The organism is Bdellovibrio svalbardensis (assembly GCF_029531655.1).
Lineage (GTDB): Bacteria > Bdellovibrionota > Bdellovibrionia > Bdellovibrionales > Bdellovibrionaceae > Bdellovibrio > Bdellovibrio svalbardensis.
In genome coordinates this window covers 244,378-268,873 of the sequence record NZ_JANRMI010000003.1, presented here as the reverse complement: position 1 = coordinate 268,873, position 24,496 = coordinate 244,378, and the positions used below count along the sequence as shown (strand labels likewise).

Genomic DNA, 24,496 nt, shown 5'->3' with positions numbered 1-24,496 from the left:
GGGCCGCCTTTATTTTTGCCTCTGCAGCACAAAATGCTTATGCTTTCTTTCGGAGGATTGTCATGTCTCGATTAATTCTATTACTTTCTTTATTCTCGTTAGTATCTTGTGCGACAAAACCTGCTGAACAAAGACCACCTCCTGATATCGTCGGGTTGGTGTCGTTATTTGATGATCAACTTCCTATCAGCTCTGAGGCAAACTCAAAAGGCAAAGAAAGAACAATTAGCACAACATCTTGGGCTCTTAATGACGTGTTTATCAACGAATACGATAACCAGCTGCGAGAGCAATATCGCAATGGTTTACGCATCAATTTAGATGCGAAAACCGTTAGTGATCTTAAGACGGAAGCGCGCAATTTGAAAGACATCTATCTGGGCGACCGCTGGCAGATTTTGACTCAGTACGTGTTGAGTGAAGCCAGTAAACAGGGGGCAAAGTACCTGATCATTGTTCATCCTGTCGCGAACAACACTTACAAGCAATACAAGGCGGGATACGGTATTCACTGTGTGAACAGCCCAAGCAAAGAAAGTGAATCAATGGCCTATTTTCTAATGCGTTCAGAGCTTTGGAATGTGGCGACTAAAAAAATTGAAGCCACTTCGACACTTACTCCGGATCAACTGGCGGTTCCGGTTTTGAAAAGCTGTGCGGCTTTCAATAAAATGAAGTCAGAGAAGATCTCTGAAGAATTCAAACCTTTATTTCAAGAGCTCGTAAGCCGTGGCACTGATCTGAATTTGCAGGGCCTTGGAATTAAAAACTCTCTCCAATAAGTTCGTTTTTACTCCTCAGCTATTTGCTGAGGAGTTGTGCTATTTGTTCCTTGTGGGCAAGGCCATCTTGGTAGCCGATCTCGATGAGGTCTGAGCAGAAGCTTGGCTCGAAAAGAAGATAGCTGATGATCTCGCTGGCATCTTCTAAAGAACCCAATCCTTTTAAAAGATATCGTATAATTCTTGGCAGCTTGTGGGCCTTATGGATCGCCATTTCACCAATGTCGGCAGATGGGGAGATGAACAAGTAATCCAAGGGTCTTAGTGCCACCTTATGATGTTGCTCGGGTGGGATGGCCATGGCGTACTCGTTCAGTCTTTTCAGACGATCGATGTCTTGTTCGATGGCATCCAAGAGAACACCATTCAGAATCGTATTCATGACTCTGGCAACGCTGGGAGAGATTTGGTTTTCGACGGCACGTCGCTCATGAGCCGTTGTCGATTGCTTTCGTACGCCAATCACCAATAGTTTTTCCGCACCTAAATAAATCACCGGGCTGCAGGGAGCGTGATTTCTGACCGAACCGTCACCGTGAAAGCGATCATTCACCTGAATGGGTGGGAATAACAAAGGGATCGCCGAAGAGGCCATGATGTGTTCAGTGGAGATTGCCGCTTTTTCGCTGCGCTTTCTTCCCTTATCCCAGGTCGGCAGGCTTTCATGTCCTTGTACGAAGGTTACGGTTGTCGAGTTTGCATAGTCGACAGAAGTGACCGCCAAAGCTGTGAGGTGGCCGTCTTTGATATTTTGTTCGACCTTCGCGTAATCCATGTTTTGATGAATCATTTGACGAAGTGGCGTGGTATCCAAAAGCGAACCACCGGGAGTTGTTCCAGTCAAAGAGCCTAGCGAGAGATCCTTCATCCACTGGAAACCAATTCGTCCCATCGTCAGTGGATTTGTGGAGAACACTTGATCGATGGTAAGATTGCTCCACAACTTGACTAAGTTATCTACCGAAGCATTGAAGTCGTGAGCGTTGGAGGCGAGAGAGCTGGCATTTATGGCTCCAGCGCTGACTCCGGAAAGGTAGTCGAAGCGGGGTGGGAGTCCTGATTGTTGTGCGATGTCTTTAACTGCTGCGAGAATTCCAACTTGGTAGGCTCCGCGAGCCCCGCCGCCGGAGAGAACCAAACCCATTTTTTTTGCCATGAAGACTCCTGTCTCCATGGTAACATTGCGGCTTAACTCAACAAGTCCTGAAACCTCAGGCCGGTGAAAAAGGCTCATCTGCTTCGTTGTCGAGCCTCATCCTTCTCTTCGGCGTACCTACAGTACGCCTGCGCTGCAGATGAGACTCTCCGCCTCGCACCTGAACCTTTTTGACCAGCCTGCTATTCGAGATAGCTGGTTTTTAGTTTTTGTTCTGCTTCGTATTTTTCGAAGGCCAAGGTGATCAGATTGGAGATCAAATCCTTGTAAGAAAGACCGGTAGCTTCCCACATTTTTGGATACATTGAAATCTTCGTGAAGCCAGGGATCGTATTGATCTCGTTGATATAGAGCTCACCGTTTGGCTTAAGGAAGAAGTCGACTCGAGTCAGTCCGTCACAGCCCATAACATGGAAGGTCTGCTCCGCCATGGCTTGCAATCGTTTGGTGACTTCGGAATCGAGCTTGGCCGGGATCTCAAGCAAAGCGCCGTTGTCGTCCACGTATTTCGCCTCGTAAGAATAAAACTCGTGCTGAGGAATCACTTCGCCAGGCAAAGAGGCTTTCGGTGCGTGGTTATGACCCATCACAGAGCACTCGATCTCGCGACCTTGAATGAACTCTTCTGCAAGAACTTTGTTGTCAAACTGGAAGGCGTCTTTAAGTTTAGGACCAAAATCAGCGGCTGATTTGATTTTATGAACGCCGACAGATGAACCTGCATTGGCAGGTTTAATGAAGAAAGGCGAACCTAGTTTTGCCGCGATCTCTTCATAAGAATTATTTTTAAACGGAGTGAGCAACATATAGCGAGCATTTGGAATTCTTGCTTCTGCTAAAAGTCGTTTCATCACTTCTTTGTCCATGCCTGCCGCAGAAGACCAGACACCGCAGCCTACGAATGGCAATTGCACCATTTTGAAAAGGCCTTGGATGGTGCCATCTTCACCCATTGTTCCATGCATGATCGGAAACGCCACGTCCAAAGAAGTTTTGCTATGGTCCTTCAAAGAGTAAAGAACCGGTCTGCCTTGCAAAGCGATCAAAGCGACTGATTCGGCCTGCGCCGGAAGTGCTTTGTCTTCGATGGCTTTATTGTTGAAAACAGTCATATCTGGAAAGCGATACCAGCTGCCTTCTTTGCTAATACCAATCAAAATTGGAGTGTATTGATCTTTATCCAAAGCATCGGCAACATTTTTCGCTGAACGAAGTGACACTTCATGCTCTGCCGATTTACCACCAAAAATAAGCGCAATTACTTTTTTCATTTTTATTCCCTTAAGCCCATTCTACTAATTCATGAGCAAGACCAAAGATTCCAGCAAAGACTTCATTCGGCTTCGCGTTTCCATACATGTAAGCAGGTGTCGAAACAACTTTTGTTTCACGATCAGTGATGTAGTCGTCCACGGGACACTCTTCATGCTGAGCACCAGTTTTCAGGATTTCCGCAATCGTCGCTTGATCATCGCCGACAGTCACAGTCACTTTATGCTCGCCCAAAACTTTTGCAATAATCACAGGTGCAATGCAAATAGCACCGATGGGTTTGCTTGCTGCATGGAACTCAAGAACAACACGTTTTACATCTGGATTCACTTCGCAAGCTGCGCCTTTTTCTGCCCAGTTACAAAGATTTTTAGCAGCGCCGAATCCGCCAGGGAACGCCACCGCATCGAAGTCACTGGTTTTCAAAGTGCTAAGCGCTTTGATATCACCGCGGGCAATGCGAGCCGCTTCAGAAAGAAGCTGACGCTTTTCAGTTGTGACATTGCCATTCAAATGATTGGTTGCAGAAAATTCAATATCTGGGGCGAAGCAAGAAACTTTTGCTCCTGCTTGGTTCAAAGCAATTAGAAGGCTCACAGATTCAGTGATTTCACTTCCGTCGAGGAAGCCACAGCCAGAGAGTACAACAGCAATTTTTTTCATCGGATCCTCCTGAAGGCATTACTCTACAGGAGGGGATGTGGGCTGGCAAGAAAGGTTGATTTAGTCGTGTGCTAAATTTAAGAACTTATTTTAAGGCGCTGCTTTATAATTTTTCGTGCGATTGCAAACAGTCACGAGGACTTTGTTGCCAGTTGTCCCGATATCGAGAAGACCTCGCGAACAATACTCCATCATTCTAGCCAGGAACGGCATGTCTGGACTGAGGGCAATTGAGTAATTGATCTTTTGCGTATGAGTTTCTGTCCCGGTTTTGGTTACAAACGACCAATCAAATGAGACTCGCTTTAAGTTGATTTTGCAATCTTTGAAGCCACCACAGTTGGGTTGTTGCTTTATACCAGCGGGCGCGTCGATTAACTCGGTTACTGATTTTAAATTAGTACATTTGATGTCACAGCTATCGACCTTCATTTGCTGTTTGCAATAAGTATCGACAGCGGTTGTTTTCTGGCAAGCGTAGGCCAGGCTTAAAAACTTTTCGAATCCCAAGGACATTTGATAGTCCTCAGCGAATGGTTTGATCACTCCGCCAGCCGCTTGAACTTTGGCCTTTTCTTGCAGGTTCACTAAGTTTTTGAGTGCAGCAGGAACCGCGGCATCAGGTGTCGGAGGAGCCGCAGCAGTTTCGGGGCATCCATCATCTGTCTTTGCGACACAGCGATGATCTTCGCGGGTCGATTGTTGAGCCTGGTCCCCAGTCACAACGGCGACTTGATAAAGATAAGTGTAGTTAACGTCTTTGGCAGTTTCCTCTTTTTTGGAAACAGTAATGCCTTCCTGCAGAACCAATTTGGCATCTTGTTGCTCAAGGCGCTGGTCCGTTTCTGTGTAGACAAAATCATTCACTTTCATCGTAAGTGGTGAAGTCTGCCCCCAGCCGTCGACCATTGCATTTTGCACTTCTGCCAGTGAAGCCGGGGTGGATTTTTCATCCATTTCCGGCTGCTTCATACAAGAAAGTGATCCCGCCGCAAGGGCAAGAATCAAAAGTCGAGGAAACAAAGATCTCATATTGAATCCCATCCCCAAATCCATAGGGCGAGTGGAAAGATTTTTTCAAACTTTTGCACAGTTTCTTCTTTAAAGATTCCGATCGCACGATAGTCGATAGGGCCAAATAACAGGCGAACCATATCTGTTTCATTGTTGATGGTGTAAAGATCCTGACCAATTCCGAACAAGAAGTGATCTGGATGTTTTTCCAAAACGATATCGCTTACACCTTCGGCGCGGAAAGCTCTTTTGATTTTCGCAGCCAATTGATCAAAGTTTACCAGCTTGATCATGCCCAGGAAGCCTTGATTCATGGTCACAGGCTTTCTTTGCATTTGCTCGATTAAATTCGTCGCATGACGAGGGCAGATTACTGTGAAAGGTTGATTTTTCTGTACGCGAATAAAACTGAAAAGAGCCATCAATTTGGAAACAGAGCCACCCCATTCATGGATGTAGCCTCCCAAATCAATACCTTTGCCTTCAATCGCATAAGCTGCCAGTTGGCCATTCGGTTCCCACGCGGTGTAAACCTTCGTTTCAGGAATCGCCAGAAATTTTCTGGTTTCTTCAATGGTGCGAACTGAGTTTACGGAGTGTGATGAGTAGAGGCGATAGATTGCATCTGGAGAGACTTTGGGATCCGTAGAGAAGCGCAAATTGATCGGTGGGACGTCGAAGTTTTCTTCGATGACAAAGCTGATTTCGCTGCCCGCAAGTTCAAAACCCATACGACGATAGAAATCGAAAAGATCAGTCCATAAAATCGCAATGTCGCAGGATTGCTCGGTCGCGGATTTTAAGCAGTCATTGATAATCTGTGTGCTCAAACCCTGACCACGGTGTTTGTCGTCAGTGACGACCGACCCGATGGCGCCAACTTTGTAAATAACATGAGGTGATTTAATAATAAGCGGCTTCATCACTGCATGCGAAACCACGCGGTCTTCGTCGGCGATGATACGCATATTATGGATATTATTTGAGGTGAGGGCTGTCGGGTACTCGGCGGCAATGGACCACGGAGCTTCTGATCTTAAATTTTTTGTGAGAAAATCCAAAACATGCGGCAACTCAGCTTCCCGCGGCGAACGAGGTCCTTCCATGAACCCTCCTTACAATACCCTCTAGTTTAGCTTTAAACGGGCCAGACCCACAGCAAACAGCAAAGAGCCCTATGAAAAATGCGACCCAAGTCGGGTCAGAGGGGGTGTTTGACCCCACTCCGGGTTTGACTTCAAGGCCAAAAAGACTATATTGGGCGCATATTTAGGAGATCCCCATGGCTGAGAAAAGTCAGAGCTGGAAAGAAAATAAACCAGGTAAAGTATTTGTCGATCAATCTTGCATTGCTTGCGATGCCTGCGTGCTAACGGCTCCTAAGAATTTTGCTATGCATGAGGAAGACGGCCACGCCTACGTATCTCAACAACCATCCACTCCTGAAGAGGAAGCTCTTTGCAAAGAGGCGATGGAAGGTTGTCCAGTAGAAGCTATCGGCAACGATGGCGACAGCTAAAAAAACGCCCCTCAAAAAAAGCAAGGCAGCCCCTCAGAAGGCTGCTGTTAAGAAGACGCCCGTAAAAAAGACGTCAGCCAAGAAGGCCGTAAAAGTCGCGCCGAAAATCACAAAAAAATCTGGTCCCAAGAAGTCGAGCCTGAAGATGGCCCCCAAAAAAGCACCGATTCTTCCGACTTTGGCACTCTTAAAACGATATTATCCTGATGCTCATTGCGCCTTGAACTTCACCAATCCGTGGGAGCTTTTAGTGGCCACAGCACTGTCTGCGCAGTGCACGGATGAACGCGTGAATTTGACGACACCGGCTCTTTTCAAACGATGCCCGACACCGCAGGCAATGGTGAAGACTCCTGTTGAAGAGATTGAAAAACTGATTCACTCCTGTGGGTTCTATAAAAATAAAGCGAAGAATTTGAAATCCTGTGCGGCGGCTTTGGTGGAAAAATATCAAGGCGAAGTCCCTCAAAATCTCGAGGCTTTGGTCGAGCTGGGGGGCGTAGGCAGAAAGACGGCGAATGTGGTGCTTGGCAACGCCTTCGGTATTCCAAGCGGGGTAGTTGTCGACACCCATGTCGGTCGCTTGTCATATCGTTTGGGCTGGGTGGACACAGAAAACCCTGTCCTGATTGAACGCGAGTTGATGGAAGAAGTTCCCAAGGAAGATTGGATCATGCTATCGCATTATTTGATCTCTCATGGTCGAGCTGTCTGTAAGGCGAGAAAACCTGATTGCAGTCATTGCTTTCTAGAGGAGACTTGCCCTAAGAAGGGTGTCTAGTTCACAATGAGCACATGTTTATTTCATTCTTTGAGAGCGTTAAATACGTAGGCCATCTTCTTCCGATTTCTTTCTTAAGAATTTTCTTGGGCTATTACTATCTTGAACAAGCATTGCAAAAATTCCGTGGCGATTTCTTAACTCGTCCAAGAGTTGCGGATCAAATCGCCGAGTGGCTGCCAGCAAGTCATGCACCGAACTGGTTCAAGATTTTTGCAAGCTCACAAATGATTCCGAATTGGCAAACAGTGGCTTTTATTATTTTGGGAATTGAGTTTGCAGTCGCGATTTCCTATATCATCGGCTACGTTGTGCGTCCGGTGGCGCTCTTGGGGGTTCTTCTTTGTGTGACGATGCTCTTTATTTCTGGGCCTGGTCATGAAGATCTTTATAAGACATTTTTGGCGATTCATTTGATCTTGGCGTGGGTAGGAGCGGGTCGCTGCTTGGGCCTTGACTACTATTTCTTTAAACGTCGTCGCGGCATCTGGTGGTAGACATCTATGAGACATTTTATACTTTTCATCGCAGTGATCTTCTTGGGTCTTTTTCTTGCGGTTTTAAATAGAACAGAACAAGGCAAAGTTATTGGCGGACAGCCGACTTTGCGTGTCTTTGGATATTCTTCTTTTACCGGTCGCTGGGGACCGGGGCCTTTGTTAAAAGAAGCCTTTGAGAAAAATTGTAAATGCAAAGTGGAGTTCATTGAAGGCAGTGACTCTGGAATTCTTTTGCAAAGACTGCGCATTGAAGGTGAAAGCCTGGGGGCGGATCTCGTTGTCGGCTTGGATCAATTCGATCTTTCCAAGGCCATGGATGAACAAAAATGGCGCAGCCTCAGTCTTGGCAAGCTTGATGTTTATGAAACCGTGAAGCCCGCCCTTTCAAACAACTTCTTTGTTCCCTATGACTGGGGAGCTTTGACCTTTGTGGCCCGTCGAGGCGAGCTGAATCATGTGCCAGTTACTTTGGACGATTTGCTTTCTTCTGAATTGAGTAAAAAAATTGCCCTTCAAGATCCACGGACCAGTTCGCCGGGCATGCAGTTCCTTTACTGGGTCGTGCGTTCTAAAGGTGAAGAAGAAGGCTTTAAGTTCTTAGAGAAAATGATGGGGCAAGTCCACAGCTTTTCACCAACCTGGTCGACGGCTTATGGTCTTTTCACCAACAAGCAAGCCAAGATTGCTTACTCGTATGTGACTTCGCCGCTGTATCATGAAATTGAGGAGAAAAAGAAAGACTACTTCGCGATCTCATTCACTGAACCGTTGCCGGTGCAGTTTGAATTTGTGGGGATTCCTGAATTTTGTCGTCACTGTGACTTGGCTGAACAGTTTGTGAATCTGATGCTTTCCAATGAAGGTCAAAAGATCATCATGGAAAAGAACTATATGTTGCCGGTCATGAAAGGCGTTCGCGAGAATTCAGTATTTGCGAATCTTCCACCGATGAAAACAATGGACAAGTTTGAGATCCTTTCAACGACAGAAGTAGATCGTCTGTTGAAGCGTTGGACGGAAATTCGCCGAGGCGAGCTCAATTGAATAGCCGAAATCTTCTTCGCATTGGCTTAGTTCTGTTTTTGCTGTTTCCTTTCATTTTCCTGGTTACGCAATTTCGTTTCCATGGGATGCCGGACTGGGGAGAACTGCGCTGGGCATTTAAAAACAGTCTCTTGCAGGCTTTCTTCTCGGCCTTGGTTTCCATGATATTTGGCTTTTGGGCGGCTCTGGGGTTGTTGAGTTTTACCAACCACAATCGTCGCCACTGGCGCATGATTCTTGAGATCCTGTGTTTGCTGCCGAATTTTCTGCCTCCGATTTTCATTCTTTTGGCCACCCTAAATGTTATTGATCCCTTTCCGATGGGAATTGCGGGGATCGTTATCATTCACACGATTATGAATTTCGGCCTGGTCGCCGTATTGTTGGCCGGGTTGATTGAAAATAAAGTGGGTGGTGTCGTTGAATTGGCTTATGTCGAAGGAGCCTCTCGCTCAACCTTCTTGTTCAAGGGACTTTTGCCAATGATTAAAAAAGATCTTTGGCTTTTGGCGCTGTTTATTTTTGTGGTGTGCTTTGGAAGCTTCTCAGTTCCTCTGATAGTCGGAGGCGGGAAGGGAACCACCGTAGAAGTTTTGATTTACGAAAAGATCCGCCTGTCCAGTGATTGGGGAGATGCCGTATTCTTAGCTTTCTTGCAATCGAGTTTTATTTTTCTGCTGTCCTATGTGGCGGGAAAAGGCAAAGGGACAAATCGGACTCGGGTGGCCAATCTAAATCTCATTCGAATGCCGACAGGGATGGCAATTATCATCGGCATCTCGCTTTTGTATTTGCTGGGTTATGTGCAGGGCTTTATCGCGGGTCTTGGAATGATTTCGACTTTCTATGATGTGCAGTCGGCAATCCTTTGGAACTTCCTCGGAAGTCTATTGGTGGGTTTGAGTGTGGGGGCTCTTTGTTATGGAGGCTTAATGCTGATTGCCTTCCTGTGGCCCAAACAGTGGTTTGAAAAGTTTTTGAATGGCTATGTTGCACCTTCGACGTCTTTGGCTTGCTTTGCGCTTTTAATTTTGGGACCGAATGAGGGTCTTTTTCCGTTTTTCAAAATCCCCATTGCCCTGACAATTTTAAGTCTGAATGGATTGTTCCGTATGGGCTGGGATGGAGAGCTTCATTCTTTGCAATCGCAAATGACTGTGGCTTACTCCATGGGGGCCTCTTCGAAGCAGATCTTTAAGGAAATTCTTTTTCCACAGTTGTCCGCCCGTGCCGGGATTCTTGCGGGAATCGCATCGATATGGGCTTGCGGCGATTTTGCCGTTTCAAGAATTCTAGCTCATCGTGATTTGAGCATCGCAATGATGACTGAGACCTTGATGTCGAGCTATCGCCTGAATCAGGCTACCGTGCTGAGTTTATTAATTGTTATTGCTGGTTTAATTTGTTTTGCCGCTTGTGTGGGGGGAAGTCGTGTCCTACGTCGAAAATTTGCGCCGTGATTATGGAGACTTCAAAGTTGAAATTCCTCAATGGGAAATTCTCGATGAGGGAGTGACCGTTCTGTGGGGGCCGTCAGGCTCCGGGAAAACTTCAGTATTCAGAGTTCTTTTGGGATTGGAAGCCTGCCCTTCTATGAAGTGGTCATTTCAAGGGGTGGACCTTGCGAAGTTGAAGACCCCACAGAAAAAATTGGGAGTGGTCTTTCAAACTTTGGATCTTTTCCCACATATGACCGCGAAAGAGAACATCCTATTTGCCGCCCGCGCGCGCAAAGTGAGTGAAGAGAAATCTCGCAATCGTCTTAAAGAGCTCGCATCGATCTTGAAAATGGAATCTTTTCTGGAAAGACCCGCCAGCGTTCTTTCAGGTGGTGAAAGACAGCGTGTGGCTATTGCCCGGGCGATTATGGGTGAGCCGCGTTTGTTGCTTCTGGATGAGCCCTTTTCGGCGTTAGATCAGGAACTGCGGGAGGAAAGTCGTCGTTTGCTCAAACAAGTCATCGAAGTGGAGAAAATTCCGACTTTGCTGGTGACCCATGATCAAAAAGATGTGGATATGTTGGCGAATAAAGTCAGCACTATACGTAATGGTAAGATCGTTGAAGAAGTGCGGCTGAGCTAACTCACAACATAACTATGCACAGTCGAGTACAGTTTTAAGGAATCAACTGGTTTTGTGAGATAGTCGTTGCAGCCCGCTTCCAGACAGCGATTGCGATCCTCAGCCATGGCATGAGCGGTCAATGCAATGATGGGTTTTGTAAAACCTTTTTCTCGCAAAGTTTTTGTCGCTGTATAGCCGTCCATGACGGGCATCTGCATATCCATCAGAATGATGTCATAGGAATTTGCCAGGGCCTTTTCCACAGCCACGGCACCATTGTCTGCAAAGTCAGAAATCACGCCTTTTTTCTTGAGATACAATTCGATCAGGAGGCGATTGTCGCTGGAATCGTCGACGATCAGAATTCTTTTCCCTTCAATTTGCTTCTGATCGGCAGAATTTGATGGAGTACTTGCTCCGGCGAAACCGGAGGGCAGGCCGGCCGCGCTTTTTGATGCCATAGAAGTGGATTCAATAGTGCCATTCGAAGCTGCGGAAAGAACCACTCGGAACGTCGAGCCCTTGCCCAGCGTGCTGGAAAGAAGAATGACATCCCCATTCATGGCCTGGGCGATTTTTTTCGAAAGAACCAGTCCCAAACCAGTCCCCTCATATTTTCGAGTGGTAGAAGAGTCGATTTGGGCAAAGGCCTGGAACAAGTCCTTTTTTGATTCTTCAGGGATGCCAATGCCAGAATCAATAACATCAAAGTAGATTGAATTGTTCTGTTTGCCATAGCGAACTTGCACGACGCCATCTTGAGTGAACTTGATCGCATTGTTGACCAGGTTAATTAGAATCTGCTGAAGGCGGTTTCGATCTGTGAAAACCTCGGCAGACAGATTCGAATCTTTGATGACTTCGAAGCGGTTTCTCTGCTCATCGGCCTTCATCTTCATCATATCAGCAACTTCAGTAAGTAATTCATCAAGATCGAAGTTACTTCTTTGAATTTGCAAATGACCTGATTCCACTTTGGTGATGTCGAGAATGTCGTTAATGATTCCCGTGAGGTTCTTGCCAGTACTTTCAATGATCTTGATGTACTTCATTCGCTCTGACTCGGGAAGATTGGGGTCTTTGATAATTTCGGTCATGCCAATGATAACCCCCAGAGGAGTTCGGATCTCATGGCTCATGTTGGCTAAGAATAAAGTTTTCACCTGGCTGGCATTTTCCGCGCGCACGCGCTGGCCAATGTTTTTTTCCAGATCCATACTCATCTTATTTAAGGTCATTGCCAGTTGCCCCAGCTCATCGTTGGAACGGACTGGAATCAGGGGGGACGTGGAAAGATTGCCTTCTCCGAGATTTTTGGCCGCTTGATTGATTTCACCAAGGCTTCGGCTGAGATTTCTGTTGAACGCGATAGTGAGGATTAAACCAGTGGATTCAACGGTGAGAACCGCGAAAAATAAACCCATCATTAACATGTTCTCTAGCCAGCGGGAGCCTTCGCCGAGGACCCGCGAGAAAGCCTCCGCCAACACCGTGGCCTGATTGTTGATCTCGGAAGTTTCTGCAAGAAAGCGGTCAGCTTCCTGGCGAGAGATTCCGCCAGAATTGACTTTTTCGCGAACCTTCTCGGCGCTCGCAATGAGTGTGTCGATCTTGGCGTCAGACTCGTTCCAGTATTGAATGGCATCGCGCAAGTAAGGTGCATTGTGAAAGCGTGTTATCAAGGTAATGACACGAGGGATGTCAGTCTCTGCAACACCCCCTTCGCGAAACCCTTGGACGACCACATCGCGATTAAAATTTGGCTTCATGAGCTCTTGGCGAGATCTTCGATCTCCCATCACCGGTATTAAATAGCTTTTGAAGGCCTGATAGTATTTTTCATCTTGGGTGAGGATATAAAGATGCAAACTGTGAATAGAGCTTTTTTGAGCTTTGGACCAGGTGCTTTCTCCACTGGCGAAGGCTCGCAAAGTTGAGAGTGTGCTCATTGCGAACAACAAAGTGAGAAGTTCCAGAGCGACCAAAAAGGCCATAACTCCAACCACCGTATAGAGTTTTTTTGCTACAGATAAATTGCGCCAGAATGTAAGCATTAAAATCCTCGAGGTTTACTTTATTCTACCGAGAACTCAGTCTTGTATCAACAAGTGGAGGTTTATTAAAGTGCAAACTAGATCGTATAACGTTGCACCATTTCTAACAAAGCCGTTTTTTTAACCGGTTTTGTGAGGTGCTCAGTGCAGCCAGCTTCCAAAGATTTTTGAACATCTTCTGCCATCGCATTTGCGCTGACCGCTATAATAGGAATGCTTTTCTTATTGTGCTTCTTTTCCCATGCGCGAATCATTTGAGTTGCGACGTAGCCATCCATCACCGGCATTTGAATGTCCATGAGGATAAGGTCAAAATTTTCTTGTGTAGCTCGATCCACGGCAATTTGTCCATTTTCTGCCTGGACGACATCAAACGGATATTTCTTAAGGTAAGTGAGGAGCAAAAAGCGATTGTCTTCAGTGTCGTCCACCACAAGGATGCGTGCATTTCGGCCAATTTCTTTTTCGGAAACTGTCGGCTCCGGAGGTGCTTCGTAGATGCGTGCCACTTCAGCGGCTTCGGTCGCCACATAGGGAATCGTGAAGAAGAAGGTGCTTCCTTTGTTCTCTTTGCTGGTGAACCAGATGCGGCCGCCCATCAGTTCCACGAGATTCTTGGAAATGGTCAGTCCTAAGCCGCTGCCGCCAAATTTGCGGGTGATAGAACTGTCTGCTTGGACGAAATTTTGAAACAACAAGTGCTGTTTGTCTTCGGGGATGCCTGTTCCGGTATCATGAATGGCGAAACGGACAAATTTGCCGTCACCATTTTCAAAATCCACGGTGATGGAAATTTCTCCCACTTGGGTAAATTTGATCGCATTACCGATAAGGTTGAAAAGAATCTGACGAAGGCGAGTCGGATCACCGATCACCATGTGAGAAGCCGTACTGCCCAGATTTACTTTTAACGAGAAGTTGAGATTTTTCTCATTCGCTTTTTGTTTTAGGATATCGCAAATATTTTTTGTCGTCGCTTCGAGGTCAAAAGCAATTTTCTCAAGTCGAACTTCACGCGCTTCAATTTTTGAAATATCCAAAATATCATTGATAAGAGAAAGAAGATTTTCACCGGCATTGGCGCATACTTTTACGAGCTGAGCCTGATCCTCTTTCAAATCTGATTCTCCCAGAATATCCGTAATACCGATGATGGCATTCAGCGGAGTTCTGATCTCATGACTCATGCGAGCCAGGAATTCTGATTTTGCCTGCGAGGCTTTTACCGCCTGTTCGCGGGCTTCAATCAAGGCGTTCTCGGCCTGGATGCGATCCGTGATATCTGTGCAGACAAAAACGAAGGTCAAATCTTTGCTGGTGCGGTTTGGTAACGCCGCCCAATTCATCAAAATCGGGACGCGATGACCTTCGTGATTGACGATTTCAGCTTCAATACTGTGGCGGGTTTGTAGAAGCCAAGTGTAATTTCTGAAATCTTCTTGAGAATGGATCAATGTCTTTAGATCGATTTTAGCCACTTGCTGAGAAGTCAGACCCAGAAGCTTGAGGGCCGCTTCATTGGCCTGGGAAATCATATACGAAGCTTGTCTCCAATCGTCATGGTGGCTGACTTTGACGATGAAGAGGAACGCTTTGATGGATTGGATGACGCTGTCCAGGAACTCTTTGGAAACTGTCGTGGTTTCCAAGCGGTCGGCAAGCTGATTGTATTTAGTGACCAGCAAGCCAATTTCGTCTTTCGATTGATAATTGATTTTCTGAGTCAGATTGCTGGTACCCAGTTTTTCAAGACGATCTGTCAGCAATTGGATCGGCTCAACCACTTTGCCCGTGGCCGCGAAGGTCGCGAAGAAGAACAGGATAAAGATCAGGACCGCAGCAGCGCTGGAAGCGATGGCGATGCGATCCAGAACCGCAAATGCTTCGCTTTCATCAATTTTACTTTGGATGTACCAAAGCTCTCCGTTCGGTAGATAGATCTTGCCGATCGAACGAATGACTTTTTGCCCGCGATAGTCGACTCCGAGTTCGCGAACCTCGCTGAGGTTTTCAATTTTTTTGATATCTTCGTCACCACGATTGCTGGAAAGGACATCGGGTTCTTTTTCAGAGCCATTGCTCATTCCACTTTCAACTCTGAAACGACCGGTATTGCGCAAGCTCCAGTCTTCGCCGTAGATCAGGGTCTCACCGGTTTGCCCCATGCCGTGGGTGGCCCAGGCAAAGTTGTCGCTGGTGATGCGGTCGATTTCTGAGATCGAAATTTTTAAAACGACAGCGCCAAGAAATTTTCCGTGACGGTAAATAGGTGAGGCGACAAACCCGGTTGTGATCTTCGGATTGATGATATCTTTGTCGAAATCCAAAAAGAGGGTGGAGCCCTCTTGTGCTTTGTTGGCCCAGGTGAAGAGGTCTTTCAGTTTACTTGCCGGATTGATTCCCTTGTAAATGGAAACGCCGTCTTCAATGTCTTTGCGGGTGGTGTAGAGTATTCTTCCCGTCGGATTGATCAAGGCCATGTCGTAGATATTAAAATCCAAAACATAGTTGTCGAGAAGGCGGCGGAACTCCGGTTGGCCATCTGGTTTGTTGGAACCCAAAAGATCGTCGGTCAGTTCGTGAGAGGCAATAAGATTGATCGCCATTTGCAGGTCACGGAAGTAGTTTTCAATGGCAGTGGTTTTAGCAATACGGATCTGAGTTAAGCGCTCGTAAGTACTATCAACCACGGTCGATTCAACGATCTTGAGGCCAATAATGGCAACAACGAAGGTCGCAAGAAAGACCGAGATGAGATTAAATAAAAAGATCCTGAGGCGTAAAGTCATGCTTATTGAGTATTCCTGCAGTTTTATTGATATCTTACAGCCCCTCTGAGAGGCAACGAGTACTTGCGATTGAGGGGTAAAACAGGCCATTGTGCATGGGCTCTTAATACCTTGTAATGAAACTCTGCGGTATTTTCGTTGTCCTCGGACTGCCGCAGTGATCAAGGTTTTTACACTCTGGTAACCATTGCAGGTCGACCTTGTCTTTTTGACGCCGTCACTGAAATTATCCCCATTGTTTGTTATTAATAGGGTCGATGGGAGGCGCAAATGAAAACAATTAGATCTGCACTGACGCTGATTTTCTTTGCGCTGCAACTGGTGTCCTGTGCCGCCTCCAAAGCCTCTGATGCGGGAATGCTGAATCCTACAATCTACTACAAGCCGACTATTCGCACGGACCAAGTAAGGTGTGAGAGCTCCGAGATGACGGAGATGAAGTCACCTCAAGACAAAGTTCTGGCTACAATGTGTTTGAAAGACTTCAATAACTGCGTGATGCAGGGGTCGTGTTTTGTGGCAGTCAGTGGGGAGCGCCTTCGCTCATTTAACTATTACGCTCGCGGCGCGGATACGATTCCTCGTTTTGTTGAAGTGGATTTAAAACGCTGCCCTTATGGATACGGTGTTCGCAATACTTGCTTGGATCCTTACTTTACGGTTGCGGCTGATTTGAAAATTTATAAAGTGGGCGACGTGATCTTTGTGCCTCGTCTGGTCGGCGCAGCTATGCCTGATGGCGAAACGCATGATGGATTTTTGATTATTCGCGATGCGGGTGGTGGTATTTCGGGGGCGAATCGCTTCGATTTTTTCACAGGTTTTTATAATCATTTGGCGAGAGAAAATACCATGGCCCAGCTGGGTTTTGGTGACAAAACAAATGCCTTTGAGTTTCGCTTGGCCACAGAAGACGAGGCGGTATTGGTGCGTGAGCGCCGCGGTTATCCTGGTTTGAAGAAGGTGATTATTGTGTCTCCGGGCGGGCCCACTTCCGAAGCTGATGACGTCAAAGGTTCCATTTCTGTGAACTAATTTCGGGCTAATAATTCTTAATTCACATTTTTCCGTAACATAAGTCGGCGAAGAGTTCTTACTTTTGCTGGATAAAATATCGCCTTCAATTCCTTCGTCTGGGTCCTCCTAGACCTTCATCTCGATTTTTTTCAAAACCAAATTTCAATAAAATCAGGCACTAAGCAAAACCCTTCAAAAAAAACTAGACCAAGGGCTAAAGTTTTCTGGACCTTGGTCCGAACAGTATCCTCGTACACGTTGGCGCAATCCGAAAGGACCTCTACTCTGGCTTCGTCTAAGTAGACCCCCCTCCGGACATGTTCCTCGAAGATGGTGTCAGTCACCACCATCCCGAGGAACCTGCTCCAGCCTCCGTCTGCACTCCAGTCTCCCACTGGAGTTGCAGGCAACAATTTAATTTTTTTGAGTTAGTAAAATTTAAACGTAGACCCCAGGACGTTGTTGGATACCGGAGTTTTCTGAAGGTAAGTGGTGCGACCGCAGATCTGCTCTGATTCCCTAGAAAAACAGCGAACTAGGTCTCAAAAAATCCCAAGGAGGATTACTATGGGCTTAAGAATCGCAACGAACACTGCTTCGATCGCTGCACAACGTGTGCTCTCGACTCAGCAAAAAAGAACGGAGCACTCTGCGCAGGCTCTCGCTTCTGGTAGTAGAATCGTCCATGCCGCCGACGATGCCGCAGGTCTGGCAATCTCGGAAAACTTCAAAGGACAATTAAAAGGGATCTCGCAAGCGCGTAGTAATGCGAACAATGCGATTTCATTTGCGCAAGTGGGTGAGGGTGGTCTTTCAGAGATCTCCAACATCTTGGTCCGCCTCAGAGAGCTCGGAGTTCAAGCAGCATCTGACACCATCGGTGAAACAGAGCGCGGCTTCCTCGACAAAGAGACTCAACAACTTCTTCAAGAGTCGGATCGTATTGCCAAAACAACGACTTTCGGTAACCGCAAACTTCTCGATGGATCCGGCGGAGAGCTGCAGTTCCAAGTGGGACCGAATGCCGGTGATGATAATATGATTAAAGTTACTTACGATGCGGATGCCTCGGCAAGTAATCTGGGGATCAACGGAATATCAATGGCAGATAAAGGGGATGCTCGTGATTCGCTGAAAGCGGTCGACGAAGCCCTGGAAAAGGTCAGCGCCATGCGCGCAGGTTTCGGTGCGACTCAATCGCGCTTGGAATCAACGGTGAACAATCTCGACGTGTCTTATGAAAATCTATCGGCCGCGAATTCTCGAATCCGCGACACCGATATCGCAAAAGAAACTTCAGAGATGGCCTCAGCCAATATCTTACAAAACACGGCGGTGTCAGTGCTCGCACAGGCAAATCAGTTGCCAAACGTAGCAATGAAACTCGTAGGTTAATCTCTCAGAAAAAAGTCCTGAGAATATAAGCAAAAAGCAAACTTCGGCATGCTGAAACCTCAGCAACGCCGAAGTGATGCGAAGAATCGATTAAACCACATTTTATACAAGCTTCGAGAGGGTATCTTGGGATAGACCCCTCTCAATGAGTAGTCGCCCACAAAACTACTCGTGTTAAGCCCACCCCAGAGGGCACCCGCCCCCTGGGGATTTTTCGAGAGTGCCTGCCATCTTCTCGGAAAAGGTGCCTGCCATCTTTTTGGGTCTACAACGCGTTAGTCTCAAGGGTTGAAGGTTTCTTGTTAACTTTCGCCAGGATGAACTCTTTCTTCCGAAGGGCAAGTCTCACCAATTCCCAATGTTCAGGCGGTGGAGCCGAATTTAACCAAGCCAAAGTTTCCTCCCTATCTGCAAGATTCCCCCAATGCTCATCCTCGGTTACCGGAACTTCAAGCCATGTTTCCCCGATAAGCCCTTTCAATGAGCTATAGGGATAATCTTCGACCTTCTCGCAAATGCCGGCAGTGACCGGATTTCGATACAAATATTTATATGCATGTAAATAGTAGAGTGGAGATGAAATCATTGTTCGGTGATATCTCCCGCCGTAGGCATGGTTGATTCTCTTACTTACCTTCGCGATCTCCTTACTTGTTTGAGTCATAAAAAATCCCATAGCTTCACTAAGATTTTCGTTCGGCGTTCGTACAATCATATGAAAGTGATTGCTCATTAAGATGAATGCATGAATGCGCAAGTTGAAGGCATGAGAAAGAAAATATAGATTTCGCGTCATGATCTCCCAGATCACGGGCATCTCTATGGCGAACCACTCTTTGTTAATGCATCTTGCAGTGACGTGATATGGAAGTTCGGACTGTCTAACAAACTTTGTTCTAGGCATGTTCACTCAACCCAGCAAATTCCAGAGAAATCTATAAGTGCAAAGGTTTTGCCCGTGCACCCATTGATATCCGCATTCGCCGGAAATTAACGCGTTGTAGGCCCAAAAAGATGGCAGGCACCTTTTCCGAGAAGATGGCAGGCACCCTTTTGGGTTTTGGTCTGATGGCGGATGGTCTTGGGCTGGGCTTTGGTCTGGGAATTTGCTGGAAGATGGGCTGGTTTTCAGGACTATGGTCTGGAAAATCCAGGATGTTGGTCTAGTTCTGCAGGACGAGACTAAAGCCTTCACGGACCTCGCCGAAAGGTATGTCAGAAGCAACGATGGATCTGAAGTCGAAAGCGCTCGAGAGACTTAAAAGGTGTGACTGCCCGATAAGGATCGCTACTAGAGAGCCCAGACGAAAGTGAAGTCACAACGTGTACAACAGGTGAGTCTAAGTAGGTATAAGGCTTGCCGCTAATAATGGGGGTCCCAAATGGGAATGAGAGTATCAACAAATATTTCAGCAGTGAACGCACAAAGAACTTTGGTGCAATCACAACGTTCAATCGGTAAATCAATGGAGCAATTGGCTTCTGGTTCACGCATCAACAAAGCAGCTGACGACGCTGCCGGCTTGGCGATCAGTGAGGGAATGAAATCCCAAATCAGATCTCTAGGTCAAGCTCAACGAAATGCGAACGATGGTATCTCGATGGTTCAAACAGCTGAGGGCGGTTTGAATGAAGTGTCCAACATCCTCACTCGTATGAGAGAACTGGGTATCCAAGCTTCTTCTGACACGATCGGTGATACAGAGCGCGGTTTCTTGAATAAAGAGGTTCAACAACTTAAAGCAGAATCACAACGTATTACACAAACAACTCGTTTCGGTAATGCGAAACTGATCGATGGTTCTGGTGATAAATTCGATTTCCAAGTTGGTATCGGTAACGATAACGAAGCGGATAGAATCACTTATAACGCATCTGAAACAAATGCATCTATCGACAACTTGGGTATCGCTGGTTTCGACTTCTCGTCTAAAGCCGGTGCACAAGATGCGCTAGAAATGATCGATAAAGCGCAAACGCAAGTGAATGGTTTCCGCGCTGGTCTCGGTGCCCTTCAAAATCGTTTGACATCTACAGTGGATAACTTGGGTGTACAAAACGAGAACATCTCTGCAGCGAACTCACGTATCCGTGATACTGACGTCGCAGCAGCGTCTGCTGAGTCAGCTCGTAACACAGTGTTGTTGCAAGCTAACACGAGTGTTCTTGCGCAAGCGAATCAAATGCCACAAGCGGCATTGAAATTGATCGGTTAATTTAGAATAGAAAATAAAGTTTGATCTGAGAGGACGCCTCCGTGTCCTCTCGGTACCAACCTACCCAGGAAATCTAGGCTTGTTTTGAAATTTTCAAAGCGTAGACAGGTCTCCTGGGGTACTTAAGGTGTGGGCAGCAGCGAAACTTCTGTCCTTTTTGTTTTTTGTGAAGTCTAAGTTCCAGTCTCTTGTCGCCAACGATCATTCGGTTGTTTTGCAGCCTCAGTTTTCTTGGCAGAATAAGAACCGAACAGCGAAATATCATGCGGACCTTCTGCAAATATTTCGATCATCTTTTTGTTGAATGCCGGAATATCGCTGGGCATGCGACTTGTCACCAGACCATTATCCACGACCACTTCTGCATCCGACCAGTTTGCTCCCGCATTAATCATATCAGTCCTTAATGAACTATAGCTCGTCATGTTGCGACCTCGAAGCGCTCCGGTTTCAATCAGAGTCTGCGGGCCATGGCAAATTGCTGCAATCGGTTTGCCGGAGTCTACAAAATCCTGAACAAAATGAACCGCTGATTCATTACCGCGAAGTTTGTCGGGACTCATAACTCCACCAGGTAACAGCAAAGCATCATAATCATCAGCGTGCGCGGATTCGACAGTTGCATCGACCAGGATTGTGTCGCCCCAGTTCTTTTTCTCCCAACCCTTAATGGTTCCAGACTTTAAAGAAATAATATCGACCTTTGCTCCAGCTTCTTCTAAGGCTTTTCTTGGTTCAAAGAGCTCCGATTGCTCGAAGCCGTCCGCCGCAAGAATCGCAACTCTTTTTCCCTCTAAAGATTTCTTCATAGAACCTCCATGACTGATTAGATCTTCAGACAGGAAACGAAGGTGCGCAAATTCCACCGAAGGAATTGAGCAATGACAGGTTTTCCATTGTAAGAACTCAGGCTTCGGCTTTCCTCTTGTGCCGTCATCAAGCTGCTCTGAAAATAAAAAATCGGGGAGGATTTATGCACTTTCATCAAAATAATTTATCCTTGTGGCAGGAAGATGTGATTTTGTCAGACATGCCGATGCTGAATCGTTCCTTGACGACAGATGTTTGTATCGTCGGAGCAGGCATATCCGGTTTGCTAACGGCCTATCAACTTTTGAAGAACGAATTCAAAGTAGTCATCTTAGAAAAAGATGATCTTGGTTATGGAGAAACAGCTTTGTCGAGTGCACATCTCTCAGATGTATTTGATGATCATTTCAAAGAGATATTAAAAAAGAATGGCTTGGACCGGGCACGTTTGGCTTATCAAAGTCATATGGAGGCCATTGATACCATTGAGCGAATTATTCACGACGAGAAGATCGATTGTGATTTTCGCCGGCTTGAAGGTTATCTATTTCTGGCGCCCGAGCATGACCGCGTTTATTTACAGGATGAGATGAAGGCGGCGCAGGATTGCGGGGTCGTGGATGTTCAGCTTCTGACTCAACCTCTGAAGGCGTTCTTTGACACTGGGACCTGTTTGAGATTTGCTCATCAGGCGCAGTTTCATCCTCTGAAATTTATTAACGGATTGTGTGAGCGCATTCGGGCTATGGGCGGGCAAATCTATACACGGACAAGAGTGGAATTCGTTCAAGATGGAAAGAATCCCTTTGCCGAGACAGTTCATGGTTACAGAGTCTCTGCGGATCATGTGGTAGTCGCGACCAACGTTCCGATCAATAATCTGATGTCCGTTCATTTGAAGGAAGCCGCGTTCCGAACCTATGTGGTGGGAATGAAGATCCCCCGGGGCAGTGTTCCGTCTGCTTTGTATTGGGATACGGGCACCCCTTATCACTACATCCGCATTGATTCCGCGCCTGAGCGGGACTTCGATGTTCTGATTGTAGGCGGGGAGGATCATCGCGTTGGACAAGAAGAGCATCCTGAGTTGATCTTCCAAAAACTTCGCGATTGGGCACAGAAGCGCCTGGGAATTTCCGATTTGGAAGTAGTCTACAACTGGTCAGGGCAGATCGTAGAACCTATGGATGGGCTTGCGTATATCGGCAGAAATCCTGGAGAGAAAAACGTTTACATTGTAACCGGGGACTCGGGGCAAGGGATCACGCATGGGGCAATTGCATCACTCCTTTTAACATCTTTAATCAAAGGCGAAAACCATCGCTGGGAGTCGGTCTATGACCCAAGTCGCTTCAATTGGCGAAGTCTTGGACATTTCATGAAGGACAACGCTCAGTCAGGAATTCAATATGTGGATTGGATCTATCGAGATGAAAAGGATGTAGCTGATTTACTTCCGGGGCAAGGCTGTGTTGTTTCCGATGGCTTAACAAAAACGGCAGTGTTCCGAGACAGTGATGGGGATCTTCATCGTCTGTCTGCCACCTGCCCGCACATGGGTGGTGTGGTTAAATGGAATGGAGCGGAGCAAACTTGGGACTGTCCATGTCACGGTTCGCGCTTTAGTAAAATGGGAGAGGTGTTGAATGGCCCTGCAATCCACGATTTGACGCCAGTGCAGAAAGAGGAGAAAACTCCTGGCATTTCTCCACGAAAGAAAGACTCAGACTTCGACACATTCTATCGAGGCAGTCGGTAGGATCTGAAGCTTGAATAGATATCCCTTGCGTGGACAATAGGGCGCAAAATTTGATACTTTCCAAGCGTCACTGGAATTCAGTCTGGATTTCCTGACATACTGATTTGTATATATGAAGGAGTCAGGGAATGAGAGTTCTAGTCTTGGGTGGCACGCGATATTTTGGTAAGCGACTAGTTCAAAATCTGTTGCAAGAGGGGAGTGAGGTTTGGACACTCAGTCGCGGTCTGATGGCGGATGGATTTGGAGCGAAGGTCCATCGTCTGATTGCAGATCGCAATGACAAACAGGCCGTTATTCGGTCCATTGGCGACCTGCAATTCGATGCGGTTGTCGATCAAATCTGCATGACTTCTCAACAGGCTGAAGACGCAATTCAAATTTTCAAAGGAAAAACTGACTACTACCTGATGACATCGACTGTGTCCGTCTATGATTTCGGGGCTGACTTGAAAGAAGAGGCTGTAGACCCAAGGGCTTATCAAGCCAGAGTGCCGACAAACCCCATGGAAGAATACGGCGAAGGAAAAAGAGCGGCTGAATCTGTTTTGGCAACTCGAGCTCCCTTCCGGGCTGGCTTTGCCAGATTTCCGGTGGTATTGGGTGAGGATGATTACACTCGCAGGTTGCACGAGCAAATCATTCGCGTGAAGCAAGGGACGCCGATCTACTATCCAAATCTCGATGCACATTTTTCGTTTATAACCTCAGCGGACGCCGCAAAATCTTTGCTATGGCTCTTAAAGAATAAAAAATCAGGTCCATATAATTTTGCCGCTCAAGATCCAATTCAAATGAAAGATCTCATTAAGATGATCGAAGAGACGGTTGGCATGAAGGCAAACCTGCTGAACGAGCCATCGGAAAAAGACTGGTCCCCATTTGGTATTTCACAAGATTGGTATGTCAATGTCGAGAAGGCTGCGAGAGAAGGGTTTCATGCTGAACCGATTGCGCAGTGGTTGCAGCCGCTAATTAATCAGTTAGACAAAGAAGTTTAGCGTTGAAATCTCGACTTAAGACAGGTGTGCTCAAGTGATGGGCAGAAATGCCGATAAGTATTCTGTTATGAATATCAAAGGATTGATTCCCAGCATTCAGCCGTCAGAAGTGAGATCGATTGATCGCGCGGGCCGTGCTATTCAATCCGACTCCACACATGATCGCGATGGTAACGGACAAGAGGCTTACAGTCAGAATCAGCAGGAAAAACCGCCGATGACTGAGGAGCAATTGGAAAAAGCGATGGAGCATCTTCGTGCTCTTCCTTCTTTTAAAGAGCACCGCTGGACAGTGGAACTTGATTTCAACGAAAAAGGTGCGCGCTTTGTATTGGTGAAAGATAATCTGGGAACTTTGATTCGCAAAATTCCTGAAGCCGAATTGTGGACCTTGCCCTCAGACAGCTCTCCTCGAGGACAGCTTTTGAAACGGGCCGCCTAGCTGGTATTTTTTGTGAGAAAATAGGCTAGTGGAATATCTCTGGTGCAATTTAAGTTTTTAAGAGAAGCATTTGCTTCCTATATATACGTCCTGAAAAACATCCTTTCAAAGACCCCTGTCAAAACCGCTGCAGCTTTATTCGCATTAGAGGCGAAAAACCCATGCTGCTGGGCCTTTCTACAGACATTTAATTGACTCACTATCACTGTATGAATTTG

General features: G+C 46.6%; 23 protein-coding genes. 14 read left to right on the top strand and 9 right to left on the bottom strand.

The window, feature by feature from the left end:
* The first annotated feature begins 62 nt into the window (after positions 1 to 62).
* Positions 63 to 782, top strand: a complete 720-nt coding sequence (locus NWE73_RS11395; RefSeq protein ID WP_277578451.1) for a hypothetical protein — start codon at positions 63 to 65, stop codon at positions 780 to 782.
* A 19-nt stretch (positions 783 to 801) separates the two neighbouring features.
* Here NWE73_RS11395 and NWE73_RS11390 read toward each other — a convergent pair whose 3' ends face one another.
* The 5 genes from NWE73_RS11390 to NWE73_RS11370 form a co-directional block, all read right to left on the bottom strand.
* Positions 802 to 1,938 (bottom strand): patatin-like phospholipase family protein, encoded by a 1,137-nt coding sequence (locus NWE73_RS11390; RefSeq protein WP_277578450.1) that lies wholly within the window; start codon positions 1,936 to 1,938, stop codon positions 802 to 804.
* 182 nt (positions 1,939 to 2,120) lie between these two features.
* Positions 2,121 to 3,209, bottom strand: coding sequence for a D-alanine--D-alanine ligase family protein (locus NWE73_RS11385; RefSeq protein ID WP_277578449.1), 1,089 nt, complete (start codon positions 3,207 to 3,209; stop codon positions 2,121 to 2,123).
* Between the two features lie 10 nt (positions 3,210 to 3,219).
* Positions 3,220 to 3,873 (bottom strand): isoprenoid biosynthesis glyoxalase ElbB, encoded by a 654-nt coding sequence (gene elbB / locus NWE73_RS11380; RefSeq protein ID WP_277578448.1) that lies wholly within the window; start codon positions 3,871 to 3,873, stop codon positions 3,220 to 3,222.
* 90 nt (positions 3,874 to 3,963) lie between these two features.
* Positions 3,964 to 4,905, bottom strand: a complete 942-nt coding sequence (locus NWE73_RS11375) for a hypothetical protein (RefSeq protein WP_277578447.1) — start codon at positions 4,903 to 4,905, stop codon at positions 3,964 to 3,966.
* A complete protein-coding gene (locus NWE73_RS11370) occupies positions 4,902 to 5,993 on the bottom strand; it encodes a GNAT family N-acetyltransferase (RefSeq protein WP_277578446.1) in 1,092 nt (363 codons plus the stop codon). Before NWE73_RS11370 ends, NWE73_RS11375 begins: the two co-directional genes overlap by 4 nt.
* 176 nt (positions 5,994 to 6,169) lie before the next feature.
* Between NWE73_RS11370 and NWE73_RS11365 the strand changes: the two genes are divergently transcribed.
* From NWE73_RS11365 to NWE73_RS11340, 6 genes are read left to right on the top strand one after another with little or no spacing between them, the layout of a single operon-like run.
* Positions 6,170 to 6,406, top strand: a complete 237-nt coding sequence (locus tag NWE73_RS11365) for a ferredoxin (protein WP_277578445.1) — start codon at positions 6,170 to 6,172, stop codon at positions 6,404 to 6,406.
* Positions 6,393 to 7,187, top strand: a complete 795-nt coding sequence (gene nth, locus NWE73_RS11360) for an endonuclease III (RefSeq protein ID WP_277578444.1) — start codon at positions 6,393 to 6,395, stop codon at positions 7,185 to 7,187. Before NWE73_RS11365 ends, nth begins: the two co-directional genes overlap by 14 nt.
* Before the next feature lie 14 nt (positions 7,188 to 7,201).
* Positions 7,202 to 7,684 carry a DoxX family membrane protein gene (locus NWE73_RS11355; RefSeq protein WP_277578443.1) on the top strand — a complete coding sequence of 161 codons (483 nt, stop codon included), beginning with the start codon at positions 7,202 to 7,204 and terminating at the stop codon, positions 7,682 to 7,684.
* A 6-nt stretch (positions 7,685 to 7,690) separates the two neighbouring features.
* On the top strand, positions 7,691 to 8,731 hold the full coding sequence (locus NWE73_RS11350; protein WP_277578442.1) for a thiamine ABC transporter substrate-binding protein: 1,041 nt from the start codon (positions 7,691 to 7,693) through the stop codon (positions 8,729 to 8,731).
* Positions 8,728 to 10,191, top strand: a complete 1,464-nt coding sequence (locus tag NWE73_RS11345) for an ABC transporter permease (RefSeq protein WP_277578441.1) — start codon at positions 8,728 to 8,730, stop codon at positions 10,189 to 10,191. Before NWE73_RS11350 ends, NWE73_RS11345 begins: the two co-directional genes overlap by 4 nt.
* Positions 10,163 to 10,813 carry an ATP-binding cassette domain-containing protein gene (locus NWE73_RS11340; protein ID WP_277578440.1) on the top strand — a complete coding sequence of 217 codons (651 nt, stop codon included), beginning with the start codon at positions 10,163 to 10,165 and terminating at the stop codon, positions 10,811 to 10,813. The genes NWE73_RS11345 and NWE73_RS11340 overlap by 29 nt, the downstream gene beginning before the upstream one ends.
* Here NWE73_RS11340 and NWE73_RS11335 read toward each other — a convergent pair.
* Both NWE73_RS11335 and NWE73_RS11330 read right to left on the bottom strand, forming a co-directional pair.
* Positions 10,810 to 12,849 (bottom strand): response regulator, encoded by a 2,040-nt coding sequence (locus NWE73_RS11335; RefSeq protein ID WP_277578439.1) that lies wholly within the window; start codon positions 12,847 to 12,849, stop codon positions 10,810 to 10,812. The genes NWE73_RS11340 and NWE73_RS11335 overlap by 4 nt on opposite strands.
* 77 nt (positions 12,850 to 12,926) lie before the next feature.
* Positions 12,927 to 15,638 (bottom strand): ATP-binding protein, encoded by a 2,712-nt coding sequence (locus NWE73_RS11330; RefSeq protein WP_277578438.1) that lies wholly within the window; start codon positions 15,636 to 15,638, stop codon positions 12,927 to 12,929.
* A gap of 270 nt (positions 15,639 to 15,908) precedes the next feature.
* Between NWE73_RS11330 and NWE73_RS11325 the strand changes: the two genes are divergently transcribed.
* Both NWE73_RS11325 and NWE73_RS11320 read left to right on the top strand, forming a co-directional pair.
* The gene (locus tag NWE73_RS11325) at positions 15,909 to 16,673 is read left to right on the top strand and encodes a 3D domain-containing protein (protein WP_277578437.1); all 765 of its coding nucleotides are present in this window, start codon (positions 15,909 to 15,911) and stop codon (positions 16,671 to 16,673) included.
* 549 nt (positions 16,674 to 17,222) lie between these two features.
* Entirely contained in the window at positions 17,223 to 18,050 is an 828-nt protein-coding gene (locus tag NWE73_RS11320; protein WP_277578436.1) for a flagellin N-terminal helical domain-containing protein, read from the top strand.
* Between the two features lie 265 nt (positions 18,051 to 18,315).
* On the opposite strand, the gene NWE73_RS11315 is transcribed toward NWE73_RS11320, so the two are convergent.
* Positions 18,316 to 18,954, bottom strand: a complete 639-nt coding sequence (locus NWE73_RS11315) for a transposase (protein ID WP_277578435.1) — start codon at positions 18,952 to 18,954, stop codon at positions 18,316 to 18,318.
* Between the two features lie 134 nt (positions 18,955 to 19,088).
* Between NWE73_RS11315 and NWE73_RS11310 the strand changes: the two genes are divergently transcribed.
* Together NWE73_RS11310 and NWE73_RS11305 are read left to right on the top strand one after the other, a co-directional pair.
* Entirely contained in the window at positions 19,089 to 19,217 is a 129-nt protein-coding gene (locus tag NWE73_RS11310; protein WP_277578434.1) for a hypothetical protein, read from the top strand.
* A 215-nt stretch (positions 19,218 to 19,432) separates the two neighbouring features.
* Positions 19,433 to 20,266 (top strand): flagellin N-terminal helical domain-containing protein, encoded by an 834-nt coding sequence (locus NWE73_RS11305; protein ID WP_277578433.1) that lies wholly within the window; start codon positions 19,433 to 19,435, stop codon positions 20,264 to 20,266.
* A 173-nt stretch (positions 20,267 to 20,439) separates the two neighbouring features.
* Here NWE73_RS11305 and NWE73_RS11300 read toward each other — a convergent pair whose 3' ends face one another.
* Positions 20,440 to 21,075 carry a type 1 glutamine amidotransferase domain-containing protein gene (locus NWE73_RS11300; RefSeq protein ID WP_277578432.1) on the bottom strand — a complete coding sequence of 212 codons (636 nt, stop codon included), beginning with the start codon at positions 21,073 to 21,075 and terminating at the stop codon, positions 20,440 to 20,442.
* 164 nt (positions 21,076 to 21,239) lie between these two features.
* Here NWE73_RS11300 and NWE73_RS11295 point away from each other — a divergent pair, with 164 nt between their 5' ends.
* From NWE73_RS11295 to NWE73_RS11285, 3 genes are all read left to right on the top strand, one after another.
* The gene (locus NWE73_RS11295; protein WP_277578431.1) at positions 21,240 to 22,835 is read left to right on the top strand and encodes an FAD-dependent oxidoreductase; all 1,596 of its coding nucleotides are present in this window, start codon (positions 21,240 to 21,242) and stop codon (positions 22,833 to 22,835) included.
* Positions 22,836 to 22,963: 128 nt separating this feature from the next.
* On the top strand, positions 22,964 to 23,836 hold the full coding sequence (locus tag NWE73_RS11290) for an NAD-dependent epimerase/dehydratase family protein (RefSeq protein ID WP_277578430.1): 873 nt from the start codon (positions 22,964 to 22,966) through the stop codon (positions 23,834 to 23,836).
* Between the two features lie 67 nt (positions 23,837 to 23,903).
* Positions 23,904 to 24,278, top strand: coding sequence for a hypothetical protein (locus tag NWE73_RS11285; protein WP_277578429.1), 375 nt, complete (start codon positions 23,904 to 23,906; stop codon positions 24,276 to 24,278).
* Positions 24,279 to 24,496: the final 218 nt, after the last annotated feature.